This window comes from Natrialba chahannaoensis JCM 10990, assembly GCF_000337135.1.
Lineage (GTDB): Archaea > Halobacteriota > Halobacteria > Halobacteriales > Natrialbaceae > Natrialba > Natrialba chahannaoensis.
In genome coordinates, this window is sequence record NZ_AOIN01000043.1 from 93,146 (window position 1) to 117,343 (window position 24,198).

The window sequence follows — 24,198 nt, forward strand, 5'->3', positions numbered from 1 at the left end:
TCGCTCTCCTCGCCGGTCTCGGATTCATCCTCTTCGGATCCGGAGTCCTGAACAGCACTGTGCAGGGGCTCGCCTGGCTGCTCGTTACTTTCGCCGCGGTCTGCTTCTGGCTCCTCGAGCAGTTTCTGCAGGGATATTCAGACGCGCTCTGGCGGGCGGTAATACCTGCTGCATTGTTCAACAGGCGCGCACGCTTTTCACACTCCAGCCAGAATAGCCCGCCATGGACGCCACCGGCCTGGTTCGACGCTACTACGACGCGCTCGACGCCCACGACTACGACGACCTCGAGACGGTGCTTGCCCCGGCGTTCACCCAGCACCGGCCTGACCGCACCTTCGAGGATCGCGCGGCGTTCATCGAGTTCATGCGCGAAGAGCGACCGAACCCGGAGACGACACACGAACTCGAGTTGCTCCTCGCAGGTGACGAAGCACACGAGCGTGAGTCGGACTCGGACTCGGACTCGAACTCGAATTTGAACTCGAGTGCCGACGAGCTCACGGTCACGGTCGCGGCTCGCGGACGAGTGTGTGACGAGTCCGGCGAACTGTTCGAGTTTGCGGATTTCTTCACGGTCGACCGCGAGACAGAGCGCCTGATGCGCCTCGAGACGTACTCCCGATAACGGGTGTTCGTTCAGGCGAACACAACTCTAAGCGCACGTTCGGCACCGAGCCCGAGTGCGGTGACAGCGCCAGACCCGAGGAGAAAGAGGCCGGTGACCTGGCCGGCCTCGACGGCCGTAACGTCCGACGCGAGCAAGAGGAGCACAGTGATCACTGCGCCCATGAAGATGAGCGGCAGCGCAAACCAGCGCAACGCGGGATGCTCGCCGAGGAACAGCTGTACCCGGTGGATGCGGTCAGACCACGCCTGGGAGATCATGTCGTTTCGGACGATCCTCTGGTACAAAAGTTTTAGTTCGGAGACATACTGTCTCCACCATGGTAACGGAACTCGTCTTCAGCTACACGACGCTGGCCGCGCTGGTGTTTCTCGTCGCCGTCGGGCTCACGTCCTCCATCGGGGCGAGCGCTGCGATCACGCGCCACCTCGACCCGTACCAGGCGAGTGACAGCGAGTCGTAGCGTCGAGTCATTATCCAGAGTCCCCGCCGGTCAGTTCAGAGACGACTCACCGCTTGCTCTTGGCGCGAGCAGTCACACCACACTCACGCCGAACAGTTGTTCGGCCCCATCTCGAGTTCGACTCGCTCCTCGGGCGGCAGGTCCAGTTCCCCGCGGTTGCGGTCGATGATCTCCTCGTAGTTCGCGGGCTTCTCGCCAGCGTCGGCCATGCGTTCAACGAACGCCTCCTCGTCCAGTTCGAACAGATTGATACCGGTCCGTGCCGCACGCACGGTGGTCATGATCGGTTCTCCTGGGAAGCCGTGCTCGAACTTGCCCTCTTCAGTGACGGTCACGTGACCCGGCAGGACCGCAAGGTGTTCGGGTTCCGCCAGGATGGTCCGGTGGAGCGTCTCGTAGAGCATCCGCGCACCGTCCTCGCCCCTTCTCACGGTTTCACCGTTCGAATCCTCCGAGGCGCGCTGCGCCTCGCTATCTTTGCTGAACTCGAGTTCGGTCCGTCCCGTCGAGTCGACGTGCAGCGTGTCGGCGGTCAGGAGTGCGGTGGCGTCGACGAGGAGGGTGATCATCTCGCTGGTGTGGCCGGGTGTGGCGAGTGCCTTGACTTCGAGGCTGCCAACGTCGAGGACCTCGTTGCGCTGGAGCGCCGTGAACTCGACTTCGACGCCGCGCTCCTTGGCACGTGCGCCGAGATAGTAGGGTACGTTGAGGCTGTTTGCGAGATCCCGGCCGCCTGAGACGTGGTCAGCGTGGACGTGCGTGTCGACGACGCCGACGATGGAGAGCCCGGCGTTGCCGGCCGCGATTTCGAACTCGTCGATGTCAGCGGTGGGATCGACGACGACGGCTTCACCGGTCTCGCCGCAGCCGACGAGGTAGCCAAGACAGCCTTTCGCGCGGCGCTGGACTTGCACGACGGTGAGGCCGTCCGTTGGCATCTCGTCACTCAGGTCGACGTGATCGTAGACGCCGCTCCAGCCCTCCATCCCGCCGTTGACTGTCTGCACCTCGTACTCGTCCGTGGCGGACTCGAGTTGGATTGCGAGATTTCCCGAGGAGATTCCCTTCGCACAGATGGTGATCACCTGATTCGTGTCGCCGACTGTTTCTTTGAACGACTCGAGTTGGCCGTTCTCGTCGAGTTGTTCGTCTGGGCCGAACGGGAAGTTGATCGCGTCGGGGACGCGCCAGGCCTTGTAGCTGTCTTCGGGGCGGGTGTCGACGAGCGCGAACGATTCGCCCGCGTCTTGCAGTTCCGCGAGGCGATCGGCCGAGAGTGTGGTGACCATAGCGGTTGTAGGCGGAGTAGTCCTGTAAACCTCGCCGTGGCAGTCGCTCGCTGCTGATTCGACGACAGTTGTGCTGTACGAAACGCAATGGATGTCACAATCACTACGTACGGTGGCTCCAAAACGGCCCACAATGGTATCCATCCAGTCCATCATGAAGGGGCTTCTCGCGAGTGTTATCGGGATCCTCGTTATCGGCCTGCTCGCAACCGTCGTCTTCGCAGTCACGATCTTCGTCATCTCGACCGGAGCCAGCCTTGCCGGCTACGAGCCAAGCGCTGACTACGTCGTTCTCGCGGCCGCGCTCATCGTCGTCGCTGTTATCCTCACGGGCGGGTTCACCCCGCGGCTCTCCGGCAACCGCGACGACACCGAGTCCGAGGACGGGTTCGAGGACCGCACGTTCAACTGATCGCCGGACACGCTGTTCGGTTCCGACAGGTTCACTTAACTGATACTGGTCCGAAGGCGGCCCATAGCGATGTCACTCTCCGACTCCGTCACCGCCGTCGTCGCAGCACTCCGGCGTCGTCCCGGGGACCTGTTCCCCGTGTATTTCCTCGGAGCCGCACTTCCCGCGATCATCCGGGTCGTTCCCATGATCGCTGCGCTGATCGGGATCCTGTATCTCAGCTTCAGCGGTCGACTCGAGTCCATCATCTCGTTCGTCCAGGAGACAGATCTGGGAGAGGTCCCTGGTCCCGAGGCCAGCGAGGAAGCCGTCGAACAGTGGGTCAGCCAGTTCGAACCGCTCATCGAGTTGCTGATTACGCCAACGACTGCCCTGTTGATCCTTGGGTCGCTCCTCCTCACGGTCGTCCTCGCGTTCGTACTCTACGCGGTCACGACGGCGGCACAGCTGAGTGCCTGCTACGGCCGCACCCGTAACGACCGCGGGATGATCGCTGCCCTCGCCGGTGCCCGGCGGTACTGGCTGCGCTTGCTTGGGCTGGTGCTCCTCGAACTCATCCTCTGGGTCGGCATCCTCGGTGCAGCCACCGTCGGTCTCGTCGCCACTGTCGGGACCATTACAGCAGTCACCGGTGCGTCTGTCGTCGCTGTACCCGCCGTGCTCCTCGCTCTCCTCGTCATCGTTGTACTCTTGGCCGCGATTCGTGCACTGTTCGCGTTCGCACCAGTTGCTGTCGTCGCTGACGACGCTGGCGTCTTGGAGTCGCTTTCGAGCACCGCCGGTTTCATCCGCGCCCGGCCGGTCGACGCGCTGTTCTACTACGTGCTCTGGATCGGCACCTCCGTCATCATCGCGGTCATCTCGCGCATCCTGTTGCTCGTCGAGGTCGTCGCGTTCACGTCGCTCGTGACGATGATTGTCCTCCTCCCAGCGCTCGACCTGCTGAAGATGTCGCTGTATGTCAACTACCGCGGCCGACTCGAGCCGCCGGAAATGCCCGAACAACCCCTCTGGACCCAGTTCCGCGGCGGTATCAGCCGTGGCTGGCGTGAAATGGTGTCCTACGTCCGCGAAACACCGCTGCTCCACGCAGCAGTCGTTGTCCTCGCGATCGCCAGCTTCTGGATCGGCTGGCGCGCTGGCGCACCGCTGGTCGACGCCGGTATCGAGACCTCGATCGCAGCCCGACTCGAGGGCCACATTGCGCCGGCGGCCGCACTCGAGTTCTTCGGGAACAACTGGATGGTCGCGATCACGACGGCGTTCAGCGGCATCGCCCTCGTTATTCCGGCAATCGTTTCGCTGGTGTTCAACGGTGTCTACATGGGCGTTATCGCCCGCACAGAAGCCGAACTGATGGAGCTCGTCGCTTTCGTCGTCCCGCACGGCATTTTCGAGATTCCTGCGATCTTTATCGCGACCGCGGTCGGGGTGACGCTGGGCCTGACAGGCTGGCGGGCGTTCCGCGGGCGGACGACGCGAGTCGCGTTTGCGGACGAACTCGAGCGGGCGTTCTGGGTGCTCGTAGGCGTCGGTCTCCTGCTTCTGGTCGCGGGTATCATCGAAGGATTCGTGAGTCCGTACTACGCGGACCTGGTGTTCTGAGCGGTTTCGTTCACCGGAATTTCGGCACAGCAGCCCGAACAGAGCGATGCAGGCAGTTTAACCGCGCGCCGGCCGACGGATCGTTCGTGAACGCGCTCGAGCGGTACCAGACGCCTACCATCGCCCTCGCTATCGCGGGTGGGCTTGTCGCGGGCCAGTTCTCCGGTATCCCTTCCATCGCGGATCGGTTGATCCTGCCGTTTCTGCTGGTGATGCTCTTCGGTGCGTTCCTGCAGATTCCGCTCGCGGACCTCCATGCGGCCGTCGGCAATCGCCGCGTCGCCGGCGCGAGTCTCGCGATCAACTTCGTCTGGAACCCGCTGCTCGCGGTCGGTCTCGGCTTCGTCTTCCTGCAGGACCAGCCGGCGCTCTGGGTCGGCCTGCTCATGCTCCTCGTCACGCCTTGTACCGACTGGTATCTCATCTTCACCGATCTCGCTGACGGCGACGTGGCCCTCGCAACGTCGTTGCTGCCCTACAACCTCGTGCTGCAGTTGCTCTTGCTCCCCGTTTACCTCGCCGTCTTTGCCGGCGAACTCGTCACGCTGCCACTCGAGACGCTGGCCGAGAGCATCCTGCTCGTCCTCGTCATTCCACTCGGCGCGGCCGCAATCGGTCGCGTGGCGTTTTCCCGCCACTTCGACGAGTCGGTCGTCGAGGAGACGCTGCTTCCCGCGTTTGGACCGGTCCAGATAGTCTTTCTCGCACTCGCAATCGCAGCGATGTTTGCTTCCCAGAGTACGGTTCTCGTCGCTAACCCTGGCGTTCTCGCGTTGCTCGCCGTCCCCGTCCTCGCGTTCTACACACTCACCTTCCTGCTTGGGCTCGTTGTCAGTGCTGTCGGCGGCTTCAGCTACGAGGAAACCGTCTGCCTTACCTGCACGATCCTCTCACGCAACTCGCCGACCGCCCTCGCCATCGCAGTCGTCGCGTTCCCCCACGAACCGCTCGTCGCAATGGCACTCGTGATCGGCCCGCTACTCGAGTTACCGCTGTTGCACGTCGTCACCCGATTGTTGTGTCGACTCCGTGACCGGCCGCGCTGGGCGCGTACGAGCGTGGGGACGGGAGTAGAGTAGGGTGCTTTGCCGACTGGTGTCGGGTGTTGAGTGTCGGTCCCTGGGTGTCGGATATCGGATGTCGATTGCCCATTATCAACTTCCAGGTGTCAATCACCGACTGTTAGTCCCCCGTGAAACGGTCCAGAACAGGACTGTCCGACCACCGGACTCGAGTGTCGAGTCCGGCGGACAGTCGACATCAAAGGACAGTATAAAGACCGGCCGGTCCGTCGACTGGGGCATGACGACGACGCTCGGAACGGCGAGTGCAGGGCCCGGAGAGATCGATACGGGCCGTCTCGAGGTCGGCGAGACCCGGGATGGGAGCCCGATCGGTCTGCCGGTCGCCGTCATCAACGGCGCACAATCGGGGAAGACGTTGTACGTGCAGGCGGTAAGCGACGGCGACGAACTCAACGGTGTCGGCGTGATACAACGGGTTGTCCCGCAACTCGATCCCGCAGAGATTTCGGGAACGATCCTGATCGTCGGAATCGTCAACTATCACGCGTTTCAGATCGCAGAACACCGGAACCCGATCGACGACACGAAGATGAACCGTGCCTATCCCGGCAACGAGAGCGGAACCTCCAGCGAGCGTATCGCCGCCGCTACCTTCGAGGCAGCGTCACGTGCTGATCTTGTACTCGACCTCCACCAGGGCTCAACTAGTCGTATGTTAAACGAGGTCCGTGTCCGCTGTGGCAAGCGCCACCGCCTCCACCAGGAGTGTCTCGAACTCGCGAAGGCATTCGGCTGTGGCTACGTCCTCGACCAGAAGGGACCCGACGGCCAGCTCGCTCGTGCCGCCCCTGACGAGGGAGTTCCGACCATTGACCCCGAACTCGGCGGCTGTGTCGGCTGGGATAAGACCAGCATCCGGAAGGGCGTCGAGGGCGTTTTCAACGTGCTTACTCATTATGACTTCCTCGAGGGAACGGTCGAACTCGAGCGCCAGACTCGCGCCAACGGCTTCGATCAGTATGGCTCGCCGAACGGCGGTCTCGTCAGCTTCGAGAAGAACCTGGGCGACCGCGTCGTCCGCGGTGACACCCTCTTCGAGGTGACGACTCCCTTCGGCGAGACCAAAGCACCCGTCACCGCCGACAACGAGGGCATCCTCTGGCGCACCCGCCGACTCCCACAGGTCGCCACCGGCGAGTACGTCTGTTCGGTTGGCACCGATATCGATTCCTACTAATTGCTAGGGTTGCCAACAAGTACTCACACCGATTCCACTGACCATGTTCACTATCTCGACCACCTACAGTACACTATCACACTGACTTCACCCTCACACACTGATCAGATATACGACAGCACTCACACTCGCTACCCAGACCACACAACCCACCGCACATGACATCCAATCTCATCTGCCCCGCGTGCGAAACCACGTACGAAGCCGGCCCCAACGAACCGTGGCGCTGCCAGTGCGGCCGCGCACTCGAGTTCACCGAGCGCCCACATCCCGAAGGCGACCCGCTCCCCCTCTCTCAACTCGACACGAGCGACGGTCTCTGGACGTTCTTCGAATTCCTCCCGATCGAACCACACGTCACCTTCCACGAGGGCTTTACGCCACTGGTTGACGACACCGAGTGGAACGCACAGTTCAAACTCGAGTACGTCTTCCCAACGGGTTCGTTCAAAGACCGTGGCGCGACGACGACGCTCTCGCGCGCGGTCGAACTCGGTGTCGACCGGATTATTGAGGATTCTTCGGGTAACGCGGGGGCGGCCATCGCGACGTACGCGGCTCGCGCCGGTCTCGAGGCGGACATCTATGTGCCGGCGGACGTCAAGCAGTCGAAGCTGATGACGATCCAGCGCGCCGATGCCCGCCCGGTTCGAATCGAGGGGAGCAGACAGGACGTGACTGACGCCTGTATCGAGGCGGTCGAATCGGGCGACGGCTGGTACGCAAGCCACGCCTGGAACCCCGCGTTCTACGCGGGCACGATGACGTTCGCGTTCGAAGTCGCAGCCCAGCGGGACTGGACCGTCCCCGACGCGGTCGTCCTCCCGGTCGGCCATGGGACACTCCTGCTCGGTGCTTATCGCGGCTTCTCGCTGTTGAACGAGGCCGGTATCGTCGACGAGATGCCTCGACTGTTCGGCGCGCAGGCGGCCGGCCACGCCCCCATCGTCGAGGCGGTCGGTGGCGACCCAACTGGCGAGGAGGACGACCACGACGAAACCGACATCGCGGATGGGATTCAGATCGAACTCCCCGCACGCAAGAACCAGCTTATCGAAGCCATCACCGAGACCGACGGCGACGCTATCGCGCTCGGCGACGATCCCATCGAGGCCGCGCTGGATCGCCTCCACCGAAACGGCTTCTACGTCGAACCGACGAGCGCCGTCGCCCCTGCCGCCCTCCAGCAGTTCCGCGAGGATGGCACGCTCGCCGAAGATGACGACGTGGTCGTCCCGCTCACCGGCAGCGGACTGAAAACGCTTTGAACCCCCATCCCCGATGACCGCGTAGATGGTCAGTCGACCGCCGGCGTTTTGTCCCCAGTGTGGCGATGCACTCGAGACGACCACGATCGAGGATCGCGAGCGAAAGTACTGTTCTGTCTGCGAGCGCGTCGTCTGGCACAATCCGGTTCCCTGTGCGACCGTCGCGGTCGTCGACCCCGACGAGTCCGCAGTGCTTTGCGTCGAACGCGGCGTGCCGCCGGGCGTCGGCGAGTGGACGCTTCCTGGCGGGCACATGGAGATCGGCGAGTCACCCGAGGCCGCTGCGGCGCGGGAACTCGCCGAGGAGACCGGGCTCGAGGTCGACCCCTCGTCGCTCGAGATTCTCGATGCGGTCTCGCTCCCGCCGCGAAACGGCAAGCACGTGATAACGACGTACTACGTGGTCGAGCGCGCGGCAGCCACCGGCGATCTGATCGCGGGAAGCGACGCGACCGACGCTACGTTCTGGTCGCCCAGCGAGTTCGACACGGCAGAGGAAACGTTCCGCCCGGTTCACGAGGAGCGCTTTCGCGCTGCAGCGGCCGTTTTTGATCAGCCGACAAACGTGGTCACAACCTCCGAACTGTCGGCCCAACACGTCGAATCCGAATCACCGGATTAATGACCGCAACGGACCAGCAACGGACGATGAGTATCCCTTCGTTCGCCATCGGCATCGCCGGCGGTACCGGTGCCGGCAAGACTACCGTCGCGCGGACAGTCGCCGACACCGTCGGCGAGGCCGTCACCCGTATTCCAATCGACAACTACTACGAGGACCTCTCCCATCTCGACCGCGCGGAGCGCACGGACGTCAACTACGACCACCCGAACGCCTTCGAGTGGGACCTTCTTCGGGAGCACCTCGATGCGCTACTCATGGGTCAGCCTATCGAGATGCCACAGTACGACTTCGAGCGACACATTCGCAAGGACGAGTCCGTGCGCGTCGAACCAACAGATATCGTCGTCCTCGAGGGAATCCTCTCGCTGCATGACGAGGCGATCCGCGAGATGCTCGACCTGCGGGTCTACGTCATGACCGACGCAGACGTGCGCATCCTCCGGCGCATCGAACGCGACGTGGCCGAGCGCGGTCGGCAACTCGAGGGCGTCATCGACCAGTACCTCGAGACGGTGAAACCGATGCACGAGCGATTTGTCGAACCCACGAAGAAGGACGCCGACGTGATCATCCCCGAGGGGGCAAACCGGATGGCGGTCGACCTGCTCGTCGAGAAGGTGCAGGCCGAACTGGGTGGTGAACACGAGGAGACACGGGATGTACCGCCGGATAGCGAGCGGCCAGAACGCGACGAACTCGAGTCCACTGTTTCGCCGCTGGACCCAACCGAGTAATCGCGTTGCTGACCCGCCGCACGATCGGGTGCTGATTTCGTCCATTTTGCGGCTGTGATTGTCTGCAGAGCGGTGCAACTGTATTGGGAAAATCGGGGGTGCGACAGAAGCCGGGTCACGTTCTGCTGGAACAGCGACAATAGCTCGAATAGTGCCACAGATAGACAGATATTCTCTAATTGAAGCCCTGTATGGACATTCGTATATTGAGTGAGCAAATCTAAAAACGAATACGGAAGGTTTACACGTGTGCCGGGGATTTGTTTAGTCGTAATGGCAAACGGTACTGTTGATTTCTTCAACGACACAGGCGGCTACGGTTTCATCGAGACAGAGGATGCTGACGACGACGTGTTCTTCCACATGGAAGACGTTGGCGGCGAGGATCTGACGGAAGGGACCGAAATCGAATTCGACATTGAACAGGCCCCAAAGGGTCCCCGCGCAACGAACGTCGTTCGCGCGTAAGTACGTATACCGTACGACTTCACGACGTCGTCTTCTGACGATAGCGTGTAAGTTTACTTTTCCCAACACACAACTCCACTGCAGAGAGACGTCTCCGTGTAGACAGGGTCACTACGCTGACAGAGTGTGATCAGTCTCGTTCTGGCTCTCGCTCTCGCTGCCAGCTACGGCACCCCCCAACGACAGCACTCACAACCGCCGCACCCGCCACCAACGAAACCCGACATTCCTTTACTTGCGCCCTGAATACGAGCGGGTATGTTCCTTGCCCTACGCGAAGAGGTCGAGGGCGCACTCGAGTCCGCACTCGCTGCACTCGAGTACCCCACGGACGACCTCGGGATCGAAGAACCGCCGGAAGACGTCGAGAGCGTGCTCGCATCGAGCGTGGCGTTCCGACTCGCCGGCGAGGCCGGGGCGGCCCCGCCGCAGGTTGCGGGCCAACTCGCCGACGAAATCGACGCGGACGAACTAACCTACGTCGCAGCGGTGCAGACGCAGGGACCGTATCTGAACTTCCTGCCGAGTGACGCCTATCTCGCGATGACACTCGAGACTGCGACCGAGGCGGACTACGGCCACCTCGACGACCGCGAGGAGTCCGTTGTCGTCGAGCACACGAGCGCGAACCCGACCGGGCCAGTTCACGTCGGCCGCGCGCGCAACCCGATCATCGGCGACGCGGTCGCAAGCCTGCTCGATGCCGCGGGCTACGACGTGGAGCGCCACTACTACGTCAACGACGCGGGTCGTCAAATCGCGACGTTCACCTGGGCCTACGAGACCTTCGACGAGGAGGACCTAGAGGACGAACCGGAACGCGACCGCACCGAGTACGATCTGGTGCGCTACTACCGCAAGGGCAACGCGTTCCTTGAGGACGGTCCCGAGGAGGAGGTCGAAGACGCCGAAGCCGAAATCGAGGCCATCATGCAGGGTCTCGAGGAGGGCGACGAGGAGGCCTACGACCGCGTCAGCGAGGTCGTCGACCAGGTGCTCGGCGGTATGACGGAGTGTCTGGCCCGCCTGCCCGCGGAGTTCGACGAGTTCGTCAAGGAGACGCGGTTCATGCGCAATGGCGACACCAACGAACTGGTCGACCGCCTGCAGGAACTCGACGAGGCCGTCTACGAGGACGACGCCTGGCAGCTCGAACTCGACGACCACGGCATCGACAAGAATCTCGTCTTCCTGCGCTCCGATGGCACCACTCTCTATACAACTCGCGACCTCGCCCACCACGAGTGGAAGTTCGAGAACTACGACCGCGCAGTGACGGTTCTTGGCGAGGACCACAAGCTTCAGGCCGACCAGCTTGGACAAACCCTCGAACTGCTTGGCAACGACACCGACCAGCTCGAGAATGTTATCTTCTCCTGGGTCAACCTCCCCGGCGGGCTCGGGATGTCTACCCGCAAGGGCACTGGCGTTGACTTAGACGACCTGCTTGACGAGGCAATCGACCGTGCCCGCGAGGAAGTCGAAGATCGCCTCGACGACCGTATCCGCGACGACGACCTAGACGAGGCGGACATCGAGCGCATCGCCCACCAGGTCGGCATCGGCGCAGTCCGCTACGACATCGTCTCGAAACAGGCGACGAAGGCGATTACCTTCGAGTGGGATCAGGCGCTCGACTTCGAGGCCCAGTCCGCGCCGTACGTCCAGTACGTCCACGCGCGCTGTTGTGGTATCCTCGAGGAAGCTGGCTTCGACCCGACAGAGCCGCTCGCCGCAGCAGGTCAGGAGGAATCACTCGACTTCGACGCCATCGACGCCGACCGCCTCGAAACACCCGCAGAACAGGACCTCCTCGAGACGATCGCGCGCTTCCCGGCGGTTATCGACGAGGCCGCCTCGGACCTCGAACCCCACCAAATTGCGACCTACACCCGCGAGTTCGCCGACCGGTTCAACGGGTTCTACCGTGAGTGCCCGGTGCTCGCGGACGATGTCGATCCCGAGGTCCGCGAGACGCGTCTCGCGCTCGTTGCGGCGTCGAAGCACACGATCGCGAACGCACTCTCCGTTCTGGGTGTGGCTGCGCCACGCTCGATGTAGAACTGGCACGGGCATCGACGGACACCCACAGCTACCCGTTCACCGTCTTCTCCAGAAAACAGGCCGTAACTCGGCTCCTGCCGACAGCGTAGTCGCTCGCACCGGTCTGCGGCGAGCGCCTAATTCGGATCAGTGAGCCGAGTCGATCATTTTGTCGACGAGTTCGTCGCGCGAAATCTCGTCTTCGATGTAGTCGACGACCCAGCTGACGTCGACGTAGAGGCCGACGACGCGGTTATCGTCGTGTTCGAGAACCCACGACACCGTATCGATCTCGTCTTTGAATCGATCCGGGTCCGTGATCGCGGCCGCGATGTCTGCGGCCACGGACTCAAGTTCCGCGTAGAGTGCCTCGGTCTCGGTGACCTCGGTGCTCACGAGCACGTCGACCGTATCACCGCTCCGGTCGAGTTCCATCACTGTGAGGTCACTGCTGCTCAGTTCGAATCCGTCACTGTCGAATCCCGGCACGTCCGCGCTCGAACTTGAGTCCGAGTCAGACCCGTTGCCTGAGTCGGATCCGTTACCGCTGGATCCAGTGCTGCCGTCGTCGTCGGTTCCATTGCCAGAACCGTCGTCGGTTTCGCTACTGGAACAGCCAGCGAGTGCGGTTGCGAGTGCGGCTCCACTGCCGAGGAGGATTTTTCGTCGCTCCATGCACGAGCCAACCAGAAGGGATGGAATTAGTAATTAGCTCGTACCGTTTCCGGTGTTGAAAAATCTGTTTGGTGGTGTCTCCGCTATTGGAATACCGGTCCTATCTGGACTCCAGGGCCGTTTTTCGGCGGTCTCGAATAGTCATGAAATCAAATCAGTCACATCCAAACACTGTCTCGAAACGGCAATAGTCCGAAACCGGTTGCAATCATCGCAAACGATAGAAATCGCCGCGACAGGCCGAGTTCGACGGTTCAGGCGGTGCCTACCGCCGTGAAATGAGGTCTCGACCGCGGTAGCGACTCAGTCGTTCGACTCGGCTTCGGTGATGGCACTCGAGACGGCGTCCGAATCAGCGTCGGTGTCGTCCTCGGTATCGTCGTCCGCATCGTCACCACCATCGGTGTCAGAACTCGCATTCGCTGCTTCGGCATCGTCTTCCACGGTCGCATCCGACGCTGCCTTCTCGCTATCGTTGGGGGACTCGAGTTCGATACCGGCCAGGTCAGCCGCGAGTCGGCGGTAGGCCGCGGCTGCGGGGCCGTTCGGTTCGTAGGCAACGAGCGGGGTGCCGGCGTAGACACTCTCGCGTGCGGCGTCGTCTTCGGGGACGCTCGCGAGGAGTGGGACGTCGAGACGGCTGGCGAGGTCCTCGTGGGAGATATCGCTGCCGGGGAGGGTGCGCGTGAGGACGAGACCGGCGATGTCGCCACCAGCGCGCGCGGTAAGTTCGATCGTCTTCTGTGTGTCCTGGACGGCGGCGGGTTCCGGCGTCGAGACGAGCAGGACAGCATCTGCGAGGCCGAGCGGGAGAACGGTTTCGTGGCTGATGCCCGCGCCGACGTCGAGCAGGACGTAGTCGTACGCCGCACGCAGGTCGGAAACGGCCTCGCGAAGCCCTTCGGGTGAGGTCTCTGCGTACTCGTCTAGTCCGATGCCGCTCGGGACGGCGACGATGTTCTCTGCCAGTCGATACGTTGCGTCCTCGACTGCTGCGTTGCCGGCGAGGACGTCGTGGAGCGTCGTCGAGTCGGGTGAGAGGCTGACGAAGCCGGCCAGGTTCGCCATGCCGAGGTCGACGTCGACGATGGCGACGCGCTTGCCCGCCTGCGCGAGCGCGGTCCCCAGGTTGACTGTCGTCGTCGTCTTTCCGACGCCGCCTTTCCCGCTCGCGATGGAATATACCGTCTCGTGAGACATATTCGATTACTGTCCGGACAGTGGGACGGGAACACCTTAAATCGTCACCTCCGGCGCTCGCGGTAGTCGAGCGGCCACGCGACCGCCGAAATGCCGACGTTTTCCCCGGGAATGACCTGCATACGCACTGGTGCGTGTCAAAGAATACTTACCCGCAGCACCGTTTTGTACGGATAATGAGCCAGGAGGGCGAGCAGGACCAATCCGACCGGAAAAAGTACGAATTCCGGAAGGTTATCGAGGACCTCAAGAACTTTGATGGATCCGGGACGCAACTCGTCTCGATCTACGTTCCCGAAGACCGACAGATCAGCGACGTGGTCGCCCACGTCACACAAGAACACAGCGAAGCAGCCAACATCAAGTCGAAACAAACGCGGACGGCCGTTCAGGACGCGCTGACGAGCATCAAGGACCGACTGCGCTACTTCGATACCTACCCACCAGAGAACGGCATCGTACTGTTCTCCGGTGCGGTCGACTCCGGCGGCGGTCAGACCGAAATGGTCACGCACGTACTCGAGAGTCCGCCCCAGCCAGTCGAGTCCTTCCGCTATCACTGTGACTCTGACTTCCTGACGGAGCCACTCGAGAACATGCTGGCGGACAAGGGCCTCTACGGGCTGGTCGTGCTCGACCGGCGCGAGGCAAACGTCGGCTGGCTGAAGGGCAAGCGCGTCGAGCCGGTGAAGTCCGCCTCCTCGCTCGTCCCCGGCAAGCAGCGCAAAGGTGGCCAGTCCGCCCAGCGTTTCGCTCGCCTGCGTCTCGAGGCGATCGACAACTTCTACCAGGAGGTCGCAGGGATGGCGAACGACCTGTTCGTCCCGAAGCGCCACGAACTCGACGGCATCCTCGTGGGCGGTCCTTCGCCGACGAAAGACGAGTTCTTAGACGGCGACTACCTTCACCACGAGATTCAGGATAACGTCATCGGCAAGTTCGATGTCGCCTACACGGACGAGTCCGGCCTTCGGGATCTCGTCGACAACGCAGAGGATGCACTGGCCGACGCCGAGGTGATGAAGGACAAAAAGCAGATGGAGGAGTTTTTCGAGGAACTCAATGCAGGCGACCGCGCGACCTACGGTTTCGAGCAGACCCGCCAGAACCTCATGATGGGTGCTGTCGACCGCCTGCTGATCAGCGAGGATCTGCGTAAGGACGTCATCACCTACGACTGTGAGGAGTGTGACAACACCGATCGTGAGGTCATTGACCGCCGCAAAGCGACGCCGGACCACACCTGCAGCGAGTGTGGCAGCGATGTCGACGCGATCGAGGACGACCGCGAGGACGCGATCGACCACCTCATCGACATCGCCGAACAGCGTGGCACCGAGACGAAGTTCATCTCGACTGACTTCGAGAAGGGCGAACAGCTCTATAACGCCTTCGGCGGCTTCGCCGGCATTCTGCGCTACAGCACGGGCGTCTAACGCAACTGTTCCGTTTCCCGATACGCTCGCCGACCTGCTTAGCTCTCTTGTCTCTTCGATTTACCTGAATTGAGGCGCTAAGGCCCCTTCCTCAACGAGCGACCGAAGGGAGCGAGTAGGGAGGGGATACAGCGTCCCCAGAAATCTTCGATTTCTGGTGTGCGAACGAGACGCGGAGCGTCTCGTCAACGCCGCACGGTTCTCAAACACGTTCGTCGCTCGGCCTACAGTCCCACGCAATCGCAACTGTTTAGTATGCAGTTTGCATAACTTATGGTGTGGCAACGCGCAAGACCATCTCTATCCGCGACGACCAAGAGGAGTGGATTCAGGAGAACCACCTGAGTCTGTCCTCGTTCGTCCAAGAGAAACTTGACGAACACATCGAAGAACGCTCGTAGATGAACTACAACTACAGGTATCGACTCCGACCGTCCGACGCTCTCGAAGAACAGTTAGCGTGGACTGTCAATACCTGTAGACAGGTCTACAACCACTTCCTCCACCGACTCAACCGAACCGACGATACCTCGGCATACAGCGAACAGAAACTCCTGCCGAGCCTCAAGAAGTGGTGGAACGACCTGAAACACGTTCACTCGAAAGTGCTTCAGAAAGTCGTTCAGCGGTTGTACGACAACCTCTCGACGCTTCGCGGTCGCAAAGACAACGGCTACCGCGTCGGCACGCTCAACTGGAAAGCACCGGGCGAGTACCGCAGTTTCACCTACAGTCAATCCGGCTTCAAGCTCAAGAACACGAGCGGTCGGACCCGATTGTGGCTCTCGAAACTCGGAGAAATCCCACTCACCTTCCACCGTGACCTCCCCGACGACGCCGAAATCAAGACCGTCACGGTCAAACAGGAACCGACCGGGAAGTGGTACGCCATCCTCGGTGTCGAAACCCCTGACGACCCGCCGGAGAAACCGGAGAATCCCGAGCGGTACGTCGGCATCGACGTGGGGATTCTCAAGTGCGCCCACGACACCGACGGAACCGCCGTCGAATCGCTTGACCTGTCCGACGAACGCGAACGGTTGGAACGCGCACAGCGTGACCTCTCGCGGAAACAGCACGGGTCTGAGAATTGGGAGAAACAGCGTCGAGTCGTGGCCGAGCGTCACGCCGAGTTGAAGACCAAGCGCCGTGACTTCCTCCACAAGCTCTCGAACTACTACGCCACCGAGTACGACTTTGTAGCGGTCGAGGACTTGGACGCGAAGGGCTTGGTCGAACTACCGGGCAACTCTCGGAACCGCGCAGGGGCGGCGTGGGGGACGTTCCTACGGATGCTTGAGTACAAGTGTGAGCGGGAAGGAACGCACTTCGTCGCGGTGAATCCGCGTGGGACGACCAAAGAGTGTGCGTCCTGTGGTGTTTCGACTGAGAAACCGCTGTGGGTGCGCGAACACTCCTGTCCGGCGTGTGGGTTTGAAGCGGATAGAGACGCGAACGCGGCATGGAATATTCTTTCTCGCGGTATCAAGAAGCGGTTAGGAGCGGGACGCTCCGAATCAACGTCCTCAGAATCGCACAGCGATTCTGATGGGCTGCGAAAATCGCTCAGCGATTTTCGAACGCCTGTAGAGACTGCGCTCCCTGTGGATACGTCCGTATCTGCAAAGCGCGTCGTTGAATCAGGAAGCCCCACCCTCAAGCGCGAGCCGTCAGGCGAGCGGTAGGGTGGGGTAGTTCACGTGTGAACTCGAGTGCCACTGCACGGAACCCGTCAGTTTGGCCGATGCTCTTTTAGTCGAAACTGACGACCCTCTAACAGACTGTATGTATCCGCCGACTGCCGACGTCGTCGAGACAGTGTCCCGGCGACGCGAACTGCTCGAGGCGCTTGCGGCCGGGCCACAGCGAAAGCGCGACCTCGTCGAGCAGTTGGCGTGCTCGCGGTCGACGGTCGACCGTGCGATCCGCGAACTCGAGCGCTTCGAGTTCATCGAGCGCGCCGAGTCAGGCTACCGACTCACGGCAGCCGGCCAACTGGTCTTCGAGGAGTTCAGCCGGACCACCGAGACGTTCGCGGCAATCGGCGAGGCGAGCCAGGTGCTCGCTGCCATCCCACGGGAGGCCCCGATGTCACCGGCCTTCCTCAAGGATGCCACCGTCTCCGAACCGAAACCGCACGCGCCAAACGCTCCCCTGCAGGAACTGGCGGCAAGTTTTGAGACCGCGACACGTGTTCGGGGCACGTCCGCTGCAGAACGCCTTCCGGAGACGCGCGACCGATTGTACCACCGATCCATCGAGGAGGATCTCTCCGTCGAGGCGATCCTTACCCCCGACCTCGCTGACTTCCTCTTTAAATCGTACCCGGGCCAGGCCTACGGCGTCCTGAATCACGGCGACTTCGAGATATACGAAATCGAGTCGCTCCCATACGAACTCACCATCGTCGAACAGCCCGAGGGCTGTCAGCTCTTCCTCTTTGCACTCAATGACCGCGCCGAGATCGAGGGCGTCATCAAGAACGATACGCAGGCTGCACTCGAGTGGGCCGAGTCCGTGTTTGACGAGTTGCGGGCGGCGGCGTCGCCGTTGGTGCCGCCAGATCGGTCGGAAATGGAGTCAGAAGCAGCGTCATTGGACATGGATCGGTCGGAGAGCCGAGATTAAAGCGTCCCACGAAGTCGGACGGTTTCCTCGGTGATCTCCTCGATACTGCCCTCGTCAAGTGGGTGTGCGCCGTGGGTGATGTCGCCCCAGCCGAGTTTTGCCTTGATCGTTTTCGTGAGCGATGGGTCTGGATCGACGTAGCCACGTCCCTCCTCGACGGCGACGATGCGGCCGACTTCGGTCCCGTCGATGTTCAGGACTCGTTTTCCTTCGTCGGCTTTTGTGAGCGTGTCCTGTGTCATGTCGTGGTGTGGGTGTCGGAGGGTGTGTCTGTTCGACGGGTCCCAGGGGCCATCACGCACAGTCCCTGCATTTGTGCTACGGACACCATTCCCGGCATCGTGCCACGCGTCTCACGTCCGTTGTCAATCGTGCGGACACCACAGGAAACCGGAACCCCATCTGTCGCCGCGTTGCGAACGCGTGATTGACGATTGACACGACATCATCTTTAGGAGGATGCCGACAATAAATCGCCGAAACCGTCATGCCGTCACACTGACCCATTATACGGCGCGACGGTCGTAATAATATATTACCGGCTTACTCGTCGCTCGTATGCAGTTCATACTATCTGCTCGCTGGCGCTCACCACTGCCTGCTATCGAGTAAGAAAGTACTTCTACTGTTCCCGAGCACACAACGGAAGCGTTATGGCGCTAGTCCCGTATTACTATTCGATCGATGGACGAGTCCTTGCTCTTCCCCGAATCGGTCGACGATCCACGGATCACCGGGCAGTTCTGCCGGTGCGTCTCCGACCCTCGTTCAGCCGTCTCGTCTGTGTCAGCGCCGACCGACCCCGAACCGGTTCCTGAAACTGAGAGTACTGACGGTAGTACCAACACCAACACCAACACCCTCTACCTCCTCGGCGTCGTTCACGACCATCCCGCAAGCATCGGCCGCGTCATGCACGTCGCCAACGAGGTCAACCCTGCCGTACTCGCACTCGAGTTACCTCCAGCAGCCCTCCCGCTGTATCGCGTCTACGCTCGAAACGGGTCGGTGACTGAGACGGCCGATGGCACGGCGTTTGCCCCGCCCTCGCGCGGCGGCGAGATGGGCGCGGCGATCAGTGCTGCTGACGGGGCGTCGCTCGTCGGGATCGACGCGCCGAACTGGTCGTTCCTGCGCCGACTCGTGACGCGACTCGTCGCGGACCGCGTCTCGCCGGGCACCGCGCGGCGACTCCTCTCAAGTCTCGGTGGAGCGACGCGCGAGGCACTAACCTGTCGTATCGCGGCGACGCTGACGGATGCGACGTCGATGACGATCACGCCCGACGAGCAGATCGAGTATGACTGCTCGTTCGACGATCCGCCGGCCGAGCAGGCATCCCACGAGCGCGCCCACGTCGCGAGCGTGCAGGCGTTGCTTGGTAGTCTCGAAACGACAGACAGCGCACTGGCCTACAGAGACGAGACCCGCGAGCAGTGTATGGTTGATCGACTGACCGAGATCCGGGACGAAACCGACGGTGACGTGGTAGCGGTCGTCGGTATCGACCACCTTGATCGACTGGAAAACGAGTTGTCGGCCGAGCGCTGAGAGGTAACTTATGGTTCCGTTTCCCGCTACGGTCGCTACTACCTCTCCGTCACTTTCACGTCCGCGCTCTCACACTGGCTGTCGCAGCGTCGTCACACAGTTCCAACAGTACGTATAGGTTTTGTCGGCCGCGTTCTCTGCTCCGCAGTGACGACAACGAATCGATTCGCCATCGACCTCGTGATCGTCCTCGACGGGTGGTGGATCGTGCCCACCGCGCTTTTCACCGCTTGTGGGGTATCGATCGGTCGTCCCTGACGAGCGTGACGATGCGCGATTCGGATCGGCAAAGGACGGTGAACCTGTTCCGTCGCTGTCCTCGCGGCGGACGTACACGTAGTACAGTAGCAGATGGAGGAGGGCGAATAACACCACATATCCGATGAGCCAGCCCCAGAGTTCCATCATTATGACATAGGTTCTCAATCCACTTGGATATTCCCCGATTCACGGCAGTCTGACTGTCTGTGGCGGCAGAATTACACGGCTCAGTATTTTGAGAGCCCAAAACAGACGTGGCGTCAGTTCGGCGGCTGCAGGTCGCGGTTGAACTCGTCGAATACCTCAAACTCCTCGGGCAGGTTGTAGGGGAGGTGGCGCTCGTCTTGGCGGTTGATACCGGCCTCGTCGATGGGTGTCGCGACGGACTCCCAGCCGGGCTTGATCTTGACACTCTGGGCGGGCATCCCGACGGCAATGTGATGTGCAGGAATATCGTGTTGTACGACGCCGCGTGCGCCGACGATGGCGTTCTCGCCAACCTTGTTCCCGGCGCGGACCATCGAGTCGTAGGTGAGGCGCACGTCGTCCTCGACGATGGTGTGGAAGTTGCGCACCTCGGTCTGGTCGACGACATCGTGATCGTGACTGTAGATGTGGACGCCGTCGGAAATCGACACGCGGTCGCCGATGGTCAGCTTTCCGCGGTCGTCTAAATGCACGTCGTCGTGGACGATCGTGTTGTCGCCGATCGTGATGTTGTGTCCGTAGGTGAACGTAACCCCCTTAAAGAATCGGCAGTTGTCACCGCAGTCCTCGAAGAGGTGGTCCGCGAGCATCTGCCGGAAGCGCAGTGCGAACTCGACGTTGTCAGCGATCGGGAGACTGTCGAACTGCCGCCAGAGCCACTGGAGGTGCTTCGAGCGACGATACATCTCCTCGTCCTTCTCGGCGTAGTATTCGCTCTCTAAGGTCGTGTTACACGGATCATAGCTCTGCAGGCGAACCTGTTCTGCGGGCGAGACCGACTCACCGCTCTCCCAGCGTTCGTAGGCCTTACGGTCGCCCGAGAGGTCGATTAGCACGTCCTCGACGACCGAACAGGTATCCTCGTCACCCGAGAGCCGTCGGTCGACCTCCTCAATGAACTCGCGCATGCCCGCTTCCGCCTCGTCGGGGAGCGAGACGTACCGCTTTGTCATACACCGTGGTATTGTCCGCGGAGTTGATAGGGGTTCGGTTGTCGGTTTGTCTTTCCCGTGTATTGCCCGAGAACACGAGTGTTACCGGCTCCGCGGTCGCAGTATTCACTCTCACTCTCGCCTGCTCTGACTCGCCTTCACTCTGTAGCATCGGCAGCCCGCCACTCCGCGAAAATCAGCGCTGGCAGCGAGAGCGCACCGATCACGAGCAGTCCGCTCACGACGGCCGTTCCAACTGTCACGCGCTGGGGACTCACCTCGAGTTGGGTCACCGCGATCGGGAGGAGAAGGGCGACCGCGAGGACGACGCCGAGCAGTCGCCGCCCGGCAGTCGTCCGACAGACCTTGTTCATACTGACTCTCCGGACCCCCCTCCCCAAGAACGATTCGACTCTCCACTGTCACGATCGGTTCGCTGTGCAGTGTCACGATCCATCTCATCGGGTCAGTTCGCAGGAGCCGAACGAGTTCGGATTCGCCGGCCTCGCGTTCCGTACCCCATAAGTTCTCTCGCTACGAACACTCACCCATGCACCACAGCGAACTCGGAACGTCCGGCGTCGAAGTGAGCGAGATCGGCTTCGGCGCGTGGGTCGTCGGCACCGACTGGTGGGGCGACCGCTCGGAGGAGGACGCTATCGAGATGATCCAGTACGCCGTCGATCAGGGAATTACCTACTTCGACACGGGTGACGTCTACGGCCACGGCCGAAGCGAGGAACTCATCGGCCAGGCGCTCGCTGCGGTCCGCGACGAGGTCACCGTCGCCACCAAGGTCGGCTACGACTTCTACAACAATCCACAGGCCGGTCACGGTGAACTCCCCAAGGAGATGGACCCCGAATACCTCCGGGACGCCGTCGAGCAGAGTCTCGATCGCCTCGAGATGGACTCCATCGACATGCTCCAGCTCCACAACGCCAACGTCGACGAAATTACGCCCGACGTACTCGAGTTACTCGACGAACTCGAGGAGGAAGGGAAGATCGACGCCACGGGACTGGCGCTGGGTCCCTCGATTGGCTGGCTCGCGGAGGGCGACCTCGCCATCGAGGAGGAGTTCGACTCCGTACAGCTCGTCTGGAACGTGCTGGAGCAAGAAGTCGGAAACCACTTCCTCGAGACGATCGAGGAGACTGGCTCGACCACGAGTCTCATCCCGCGCGTGCCCCACTCCTCGGGGATTCTCAACGAGCAGGTGACGCCCGAGACCGAACTCGGCGAGGGCGACCACCGCGGCTTCCGCCCCGACGAGTGGTACGAGACGGGCTGGGAGAAACTCGAGGAACTGCGCTTCTTAGAGCGCAACGGTGAGCGGACGATGGGGCAAGCCTCGATCGCGTGGCTGCTCTCGCACGACGCCGTCGCGACCGTCACGCCGACGTTCCGGACGACCGAGGACATCGACGAGTGGGCGGCTGCGAGCGACGTGCCGAAGCTCTCCGATGAAGAGATGGACCGCGTCGACGAGCTCTACGAGACCAACTTTGATATCGACCGCGACGACGGCATGGACGCGCTTCGATCGTCGGTCGACGGTGCGGACATCGAATCTGCGGGTCTCGACAAGCTCGCAGCTGACTGAAGCGGCTGATTCTCTGTTCCTCCGAACCTATCCACGATATATCACCGTCCCACAGGTCTTCCGGCACTTCACAACCGAGAGTGGTTGCTTCCGATCCGTTTACCATCTCTCAGCTTATTATGTTTGGCTGTGACTAGCAGCAGTGGGGTGGGACGATGGGGGTGAGTATGAGTCGGCTGTTCGAACGCGCGGCCGAGATCACGAGCACGTACTTCGTCGTCTGGATCCTTCTCGGCTCCGGGCTCGCACTCTACTCGCCGTCGACGTTCACCCCGCTCGGCGACCATATTTCGCTCATGCTCGGCATCATCATGCTCGGCATGGGTCTTACGCTCACCGTCGAAGATTTTCGGCGGGTACTTGAGCGTCCCCGTGACGTGTTCATTGGTGCAGCGGCACAGTGGCTGTGCATGCCGCTCTTTGCGTACCTGCTCGTCGCGTTGCTGGGGCTGCCGTGGGAGTTTGGAATTGGACTGCTTCTGCTCGGGGCAGCACCGGGCGGGACGGCCTCGAACGTGATGACCTATCTCGGGCGGGGTGACGTCGCGCTCTCGGTGACAATTACGTCGGTGACGACAATTGCTGCGCCGCTGGTCTTGCCGGCGTGGATCGTCCTGCTTGCGGGCGAGGAGATCACCGTCACCTTCGCCGAAATGGCCGAGGAGATCGTCCTGATCGTCCTCATCCCGGTTGTCGCGGGACTGCTCCTTCGCATCTTGCTCGACAGGTACGCGCCGACGGTAGCGAAGGTGGGGCTCACTGTCTTTCCCGCGATCAGCGTGCTCGCGATCGTGTTGATCGTCGCGGCCATTGTCGGTCTCAACGTCGAGGAAATCTTCGCCGCGAGCGCCCTGGTGTTCCTCGCCGTCATTATTCACAACGCGCTCGGACTCGGGGCCGGCTACGGCGTCGGCCACCTGACCGGGATGGCCGAGGACCGGGCACGCGCCTGCGCGTTCGAGGTCGGCCTGCAGAACAGCGGGCTGGCAGTTGCGCTCGCTGTCGCCTTCTTCGACCCGCTTGCCGCGCTCATCCCGGCGCTGTTCAGCGTCTGGCACAACGTTACAGGACCGGCGCTAGCGACAGTGTTCACCCGGATGGACGGTGAGTCGACGCCGACATCTAAGCCAACGGTAACATCTGACTAACGCGACTCCCTGTCTACTGTTACTTCGATAACGCCCGTTCGACGGCCGCTGCGACGCTTTTGGCTTTCTCAGCCAATTCCACAGCGACCAAGCCGTCCGCAACGGCGTCCTCGAGTTCGCCTTCGTCGACAATCTCGACCTCGCCGTCCGGTCGACGGATCACGTCGATGTAGAGATCGACATACCGGACCGTGTCTGGAAAGAGCTCAACCGGCGTGCAGATGTTGACGTAGGTCCCCTTCGAGCTGCTGTCAGCGCCCCTGTACGTCGTCGGATACCACCAGCGCCCCTCGCGGAACTTCGTGACCGCGGTGTCGCCGTTCTCCTTCGGCGTGCCGAGGGCGTCGTAGCTCCCGCCCCCACCCATCGAGCGCTCGAGTGTGACCTTCCCCTCGGGGTCCCACTCGGTTACGTCGCCGTAACCGAGCGAGATGAGTCTCCCGTCGGGTTTCCCGTGGCCGATCTCGAGTCGGTCGCCGGAGAGCGGGCCGAACTGTCTCGAGACGGCGTCGAACGGGAACGCGTCCTCGCCAGTGTCGAGGTCGTCGACGACCGAGCCACAGACGGCCTCCGCGAAGTCGACGGCCGAACTGGCCGCCCTGTCGGCTGCCTTCGTCCGGTGGTGGCCCGGCATCGTCGTTTCGACCGCGCGACGGGCCTCGTCGAGCGCGAAGCGCGAGTCGCGGCCGAACCAGAGCCACTTCGTCGCCCGTGGGGCGGCGAGCAGTCCTGGCTCGCCCGGTTCGTCGGGCGCGTC

The 24,198-nt window shown here is 62.0% G+C and carries 27 protein-coding genes; 18 read left to right on the forward strand and 9 right to left on the reverse strand.

Annotated features, from left to right (window positions below):
• The first annotated feature begins 223 nt into the window (after nt 1–223).
• Complete coding sequence (locus C482_RS06330; protein WP_006166682.1) at nt 224–628, forward strand: nuclear transport factor 2 family protein; 405 nt, start codon at nt 224–226, stop codon at nt 626–628.
• 11 nt (nt 629–639) lie between these two features.
• Here C482_RS06330 and C482_RS06335 read toward each other — a convergent pair whose 3' ends face one another.
• The gene (locus C482_RS06335; protein WP_006166683.1) at nt 640–888 is read right to left on the reverse strand and encodes a hypothetical protein; all 249 of its coding nucleotides are present in this window, start codon (nt 886–888) and stop codon (nt 640–642) included.
• Nucleotides 889–947: 59 nt separating this feature from the next.
• On the opposite strand from C482_RS06335, the gene C482_RS21760 reads away from it, so the two are divergent.
• Complete coding sequence (locus C482_RS21760) at nt 948–1,091, forward strand: hypothetical protein (RefSeq protein WP_006166684.1); 144 nt, start codon at nt 948–950, stop codon at nt 1,089–1,091.
• A gap of 83 nt (nt 1,092–1,174) precedes the next feature.
• Here the strand turns inward: C482_RS21760 and C482_RS06340 are convergent, their stop codons facing one another.
• Nucleotides 1,175–2,380, reverse strand: coding sequence for an MBL fold metallo-hydrolase (locus tag C482_RS06340; protein WP_006166685.1), 1,206 nt, complete (start codon nt 2,378–2,380; stop codon nt 1,175–1,177).
• Between the two features lie 133 nt (nt 2,381–2,513).
• On the opposite strand from C482_RS06340, the gene C482_RS06345 reads away from it, so the two are divergent.
• The 9 genes from C482_RS06345 (at nt 2,514) to argS (ending at nt 11,815) form a co-directional block, all read left to right on the forward strand.
• The gene (locus tag C482_RS06345) at nt 2,514–2,792 is read left to right on the forward strand and encodes a hypothetical protein (RefSeq protein ID WP_006166686.1); all 279 of its coding nucleotides are present in this window, start codon (nt 2,514–2,516) and stop codon (nt 2,790–2,792) included.
• Between the two features lie 69 nt (nt 2,793–2,861).
• Nucleotides 2,862–4,397 (forward strand): stage II sporulation protein M, encoded by a 1,536-nt coding sequence (locus C482_RS06350; protein ID WP_006166687.1) that lies wholly within the window; start codon nt 2,862–2,864, stop codon nt 4,395–4,397.
• A gap of 86 nt (nt 4,398–4,483) precedes the next feature.
• Nucleotides 4,484–5,476, forward strand: a complete 993-nt coding sequence (locus tag C482_RS06355) for an arsenic resistance protein (protein WP_006166688.1) — start codon at nt 4,484–4,486, stop codon at nt 5,474–5,476.
• 223 nt (nt 5,477–5,699) lie between these two features.
• Nucleotides 5,700–6,659, forward strand: coding sequence for a succinylglutamate desuccinylase/aspartoacylase family protein (locus C482_RS06360; RefSeq protein WP_006166689.1), 960 nt, complete (start codon nt 5,700–5,702; stop codon nt 6,657–6,659).
• Between the two features lie 158 nt (nt 6,660–6,817).
• Nucleotides 6,818–7,927 (forward strand): threonine synthase, encoded by a 1,110-nt coding sequence (locus C482_RS06365; RefSeq protein WP_006166690.1) that lies wholly within the window; start codon nt 6,818–6,820, stop codon nt 7,925–7,927.
• Between the two features lie 25 nt (nt 7,928–7,952).
• Nucleotides 7,953–8,549: an NUDIX domain-containing protein gene (locus C482_RS06370; RefSeq protein ID WP_006166691.1), complete on the forward strand. Its 597-nt coding sequence runs from the start codon at nt 7,953–7,955 to the stop codon at nt 8,547–8,549.
• Between the two features lie 26 nt (nt 8,550–8,575).
• A complete protein-coding gene (gene udk, locus C482_RS06375; protein ID WP_049896529.1) occupies nt 8,576–9,286 on the forward strand; it encodes a uridine kinase in 711 nt (236 codons plus the stop codon).
• 273 nt (nt 9,287–9,559) lie between these two features.
• On the forward strand, nt 9,560–9,754 hold the full coding sequence (locus C482_RS06380) for a cold-shock protein (RefSeq protein ID WP_004268146.1): 195 nt from the start codon (nt 9,560–9,562) through the stop codon (nt 9,752–9,754).
• A 258-nt stretch (nt 9,755–10,012) separates the two neighbouring features.
• Nucleotides 10,013–11,815 carry an arginine--tRNA ligase gene (argS, locus tag C482_RS06385; RefSeq protein WP_006166693.1) on the forward strand — a complete coding sequence of 601 codons (1,803 nt, stop codon included), beginning with the start codon at nt 10,013–10,015 and terminating at the stop codon, nt 11,813–11,815.
• A 129-nt stretch (nt 11,816–11,944) separates the two neighbouring features.
• On the opposite strand, the gene C482_RS06390 is transcribed toward argS, so the two are convergent.
• Complete coding sequence (locus tag C482_RS06390) at nt 11,945–12,472, reverse strand: hypothetical protein (RefSeq protein ID WP_006166694.1); 528 nt, start codon at nt 12,470–12,472, stop codon at nt 11,945–11,947.
• Nucleotides 12,473–12,775: 303 nt separating this feature from the next.
• Complete coding sequence (gene minD / locus C482_RS06395) at nt 12,776–13,672, reverse strand: cell division ATPase MinD (protein ID WP_006166695.1); 897 nt, start codon at nt 13,670–13,672, stop codon at nt 12,776–12,778.
• A gap of 176 nt (nt 13,673–13,848) precedes the next feature.
• Here minD and prf1 point away from each other — a divergent pair, with 176 nt between their 5' ends.
• The 4 genes from prf1 (at nt 13,849) to C482_RS06410 (ending at nt 17,736) form a co-directional block, all read left to right on the forward strand.
• Nucleotides 13,849–15,108: a peptide chain release factor aRF-1 gene (gene prf1 / locus C482_RS06400; RefSeq protein ID WP_006166697.1), complete on the forward strand. Its 1,260-nt coding sequence runs from the start codon at nt 13,849–13,851 to the stop codon at nt 15,106–15,108.
• Between the two features lie 278 nt (nt 15,109–15,386).
• A complete protein-coding gene (locus tag C482_RS22625; RefSeq protein ID WP_006166698.1) occupies nt 15,387–15,509 on the forward strand; it encodes a hypothetical protein in 123 nt (40 codons plus the stop codon).
• Complete coding sequence (locus tag C482_RS06405; protein ID WP_006166700.1) at nt 15,510–16,793, forward strand: RNA-guided endonuclease InsQ/TnpB family protein; 1,284 nt, start codon at nt 15,510–15,512, stop codon at nt 16,791–16,793.
• A gap of 100 nt (nt 16,794–16,893) precedes the next feature.
• Complete coding sequence (locus C482_RS06410; RefSeq protein WP_006166701.1) at nt 16,894–17,736, forward strand: helix-turn-helix transcriptional regulator; 843 nt, start codon at nt 16,894–16,896, stop codon at nt 17,734–17,736.
• On the opposite strand, the gene C482_RS06415 is transcribed toward C482_RS06410, so the two are convergent.
• A complete protein-coding gene (locus tag C482_RS06415; protein WP_006166703.1) occupies nt 17,733–17,978 on the reverse strand; it encodes a hypothetical protein in 246 nt (81 codons plus the stop codon). The genes C482_RS06410 and C482_RS06415 overlap by 4 nt on opposite strands.
• Nucleotides 17,979–18,420: 442 nt before the next feature.
• Here C482_RS06415 and C482_RS06420 point away from each other — a divergent pair, with 442 nt between their 5' ends.
• Nucleotides 18,421–19,287 (forward strand): hypothetical protein, encoded by an 867-nt coding sequence (locus C482_RS06420; RefSeq protein ID WP_006166705.1) that lies wholly within the window; start codon nt 18,421–18,423, stop codon nt 19,285–19,287.
• Between the two features lie 69 nt (nt 19,288–19,356).
• On the opposite strand, the gene C482_RS06425 is transcribed toward C482_RS06420, so the two are convergent.
• The 3 genes from C482_RS06425 to C482_RS06435 all read right to left on the reverse strand — a co-directional run bounded on the left by C482_RS06425 (nt 19,357) and on the right by C482_RS06435 (nt 21,061).
• The gene (locus tag C482_RS06425; RefSeq protein WP_006166707.1) at nt 19,357–19,692 is read right to left on the reverse strand and encodes a DUF7577 domain-containing protein; all 336 of its coding nucleotides are present in this window, start codon (nt 19,690–19,692) and stop codon (nt 19,357–19,359) included.
• Nucleotides 19,693–19,808: 116 nt separating this feature from the next.
• On the reverse strand, nt 19,809–20,708 hold the full coding sequence (locus C482_RS06430) for an acyltransferase (protein WP_006166708.1): 900 nt from the start codon (nt 20,706–20,708) through the stop codon (nt 19,809–19,811).
• A 137-nt stretch (nt 20,709–20,845) separates the two neighbouring features.
• Nucleotides 20,846–21,061, reverse strand: a complete 216-nt coding sequence (locus C482_RS06435; protein WP_006166709.1) for a hypothetical protein — start codon at nt 21,059–21,061, stop codon at nt 20,846–20,848.
• Nucleotides 21,062–21,237: 176 nt separating this feature from the next.
• Here C482_RS06435 and C482_RS06440 point away from each other — a divergent pair, with 176 nt between their 5' ends.
• Nucleotides 21,238–22,293 carry an aldo/keto reductase gene (locus C482_RS06440; protein ID WP_006166710.1) on the forward strand — a complete coding sequence of 352 codons (1,056 nt, stop codon included), beginning with the start codon at nt 21,238–21,240 and terminating at the stop codon, nt 22,291–22,293.
• A gap of 167 nt (nt 22,294–22,460) precedes the next feature.
• Nucleotides 22,461–23,441, forward strand: a complete 981-nt coding sequence (locus C482_RS06445; RefSeq protein ID WP_006166711.1) for a bile acid:sodium symporter family protein — start codon at nt 22,461–22,463, stop codon at nt 23,439–23,441.
• 19 nt (nt 23,442–23,460) lie between these two features.
• On the opposite strand, the gene C482_RS06450 is transcribed toward C482_RS06445, so the two are convergent.
• Nucleotides 23,461–24,198 (reverse strand): DUF402 domain-containing protein (locus tag C482_RS06450; protein ID WP_006166712.1); only part of this gene is annotated, 738 nt, incomplete at its 5' end.

Excerpts from the sequence above, each read along its gene's own strand:
- C482_RS06340 (WP_006166685.1), bottom strand. The coding sequence starts at position 2,380 with ATGGTCACCACACTCTCGGCCGATCGCCTCGCGGAACTGCAAGACGCG.
- C482_RS06350 (WP_006166687.1), top strand. The coding sequence starts at position 2,862 with ATGTCACTCTCCGACTCCGTCACCGCCGTCGTCGCAGCACTCCGGCGT.
- C482_RS21760 (WP_006166684.1), top strand. The coding sequence starts at position 948 with ATGGTAACGGAACTCGTCTTCAGCTACACGACGCTGGCCGCGCTGGTG.
- C482_RS06380 (WP_004268146.1), top strand. The coding sequence starts at position 9,560 with ATGGCAAACGGTACTGTTGATTTCTTCAACGACACAGGCGGCTACGGT.
- C482_RS06425 (WP_006166707.1), bottom strand. The coding sequence starts at position 19,692 with ATGGAACTCTGGGGCTGGCTCATCGGATATGTGGTGTTATTCGCCCTC.
- argS (WP_006166693.1), top strand. The coding sequence starts at position 10,013 with ATGTTCCTTGCCCTACGCGAAGAGGTCGAGGGCGCACTCGAGTCCGCA.
- C482_RS06420 (WP_006166705.1), top strand. The coding sequence starts at position 18,421 with ATGGACGAGTCCTTGCTCTTCCCCGAATCGGTCGACGATCCACGGATC.
- C482_RS06445 (WP_006166711.1), top strand. The coding sequence starts at position 22,461 with ATGAGTCGGCTGTTCGAACGCGCGGCCGAGATCACGAGCACGTACTTC.
- C482_RS06430 (WP_006166708.1), bottom strand. The coding sequence starts at position 20,708 with ATGACAAAGCGGTACGTCTCGCTCCCCGACGAGGCGGAAGCGGGCATG.
- minD (WP_006166695.1), bottom strand. The coding sequence starts at position 13,672 with ATGTCTCACGAGACGGTATATTCCATCGCGAGCGGGAAAGGCGGCGTC.
- C482_RS06360 (WP_006166689.1), top strand. The coding sequence starts at position 5,700 with ATGACGACGACGCTCGGAACGGCGAGTGCAGGGCCCGGAGAGATCGAT.
- C482_RS06440 (WP_006166710.1), top strand. The coding sequence starts at position 21,238 with ATGCACCACAGCGAACTCGGAACGTCCGGCGTCGAAGTGAGCGAGATC.
- C482_RS06415 (WP_006166703.1), bottom strand. The coding sequence starts at position 17,978 with ATGACACAGGACACGCTCACAAAAGCCGACGAAGGAAAACGAGTCCTG.
- C482_RS06410 (WP_006166701.1), top strand. The coding sequence starts at position 16,894 with ATGTATCCGCCGACTGCCGACGTCGTCGAGACAGTGTCCCGGCGACGC.
- C482_RS06390 (WP_006166694.1), bottom strand. The coding sequence starts at position 12,472 with ATGGAGCGACGAAAAATCCTCCTCGGCAGTGGAGCCGCACTCGCAACC.
- C482_RS06365 (WP_006166690.1), top strand. The coding sequence starts at position 6,818 with ATGACATCCAATCTCATCTGCCCCGCGTGCGAAACCACGTACGAAGCC.
- C482_RS06335 (WP_006166683.1), bottom strand. The coding sequence starts at position 888 with ATGATCTCCCAGGCGTGGTCTGACCGCATCCACCGGGTACAGCTGTTC.
- udk (WP_049896529.1), top strand. The coding sequence starts at position 8,576 with ATGAGTATCCCTTCGTTCGCCATCGGCATCGCCGGCGGTACCGGTGCC.
- prf1 (WP_006166697.1), top strand. The coding sequence starts at position 13,849 with ATGAGCCAGGAGGGCGAGCAGGACCAATCCGACCGGAAAAAGTACGAA.
- C482_RS06435 (WP_006166709.1), bottom strand. The coding sequence starts at position 21,061 with ATGAACAAGGTCTGTCGGACGACTGCCGGGCGGCGACTGCTCGGCGTC.
- C482_RS06330 (WP_006166682.1), top strand. The coding sequence starts at position 224 with ATGGACGCCACCGGCCTGGTTCGACGCTACTACGACGCGCTCGACGCC.
- C482_RS06345 (WP_006166686.1), top strand. The coding sequence starts at position 2,514 with ATGGTATCCATCCAGTCCATCATGAAGGGGCTTCTCGCGAGTGTTATC.
- C482_RS06370 (WP_006166691.1), top strand. The coding sequence starts at position 7,953 with ATGGTCAGTCGACCGCCGGCGTTTTGTCCCCAGTGTGGCGATGCACTC.
- C482_RS06405 (WP_006166700.1), top strand. The coding sequence starts at position 15,510 with ATGAACTACAACTACAGGTATCGACTCCGACCGTCCGACGCTCTCGAA.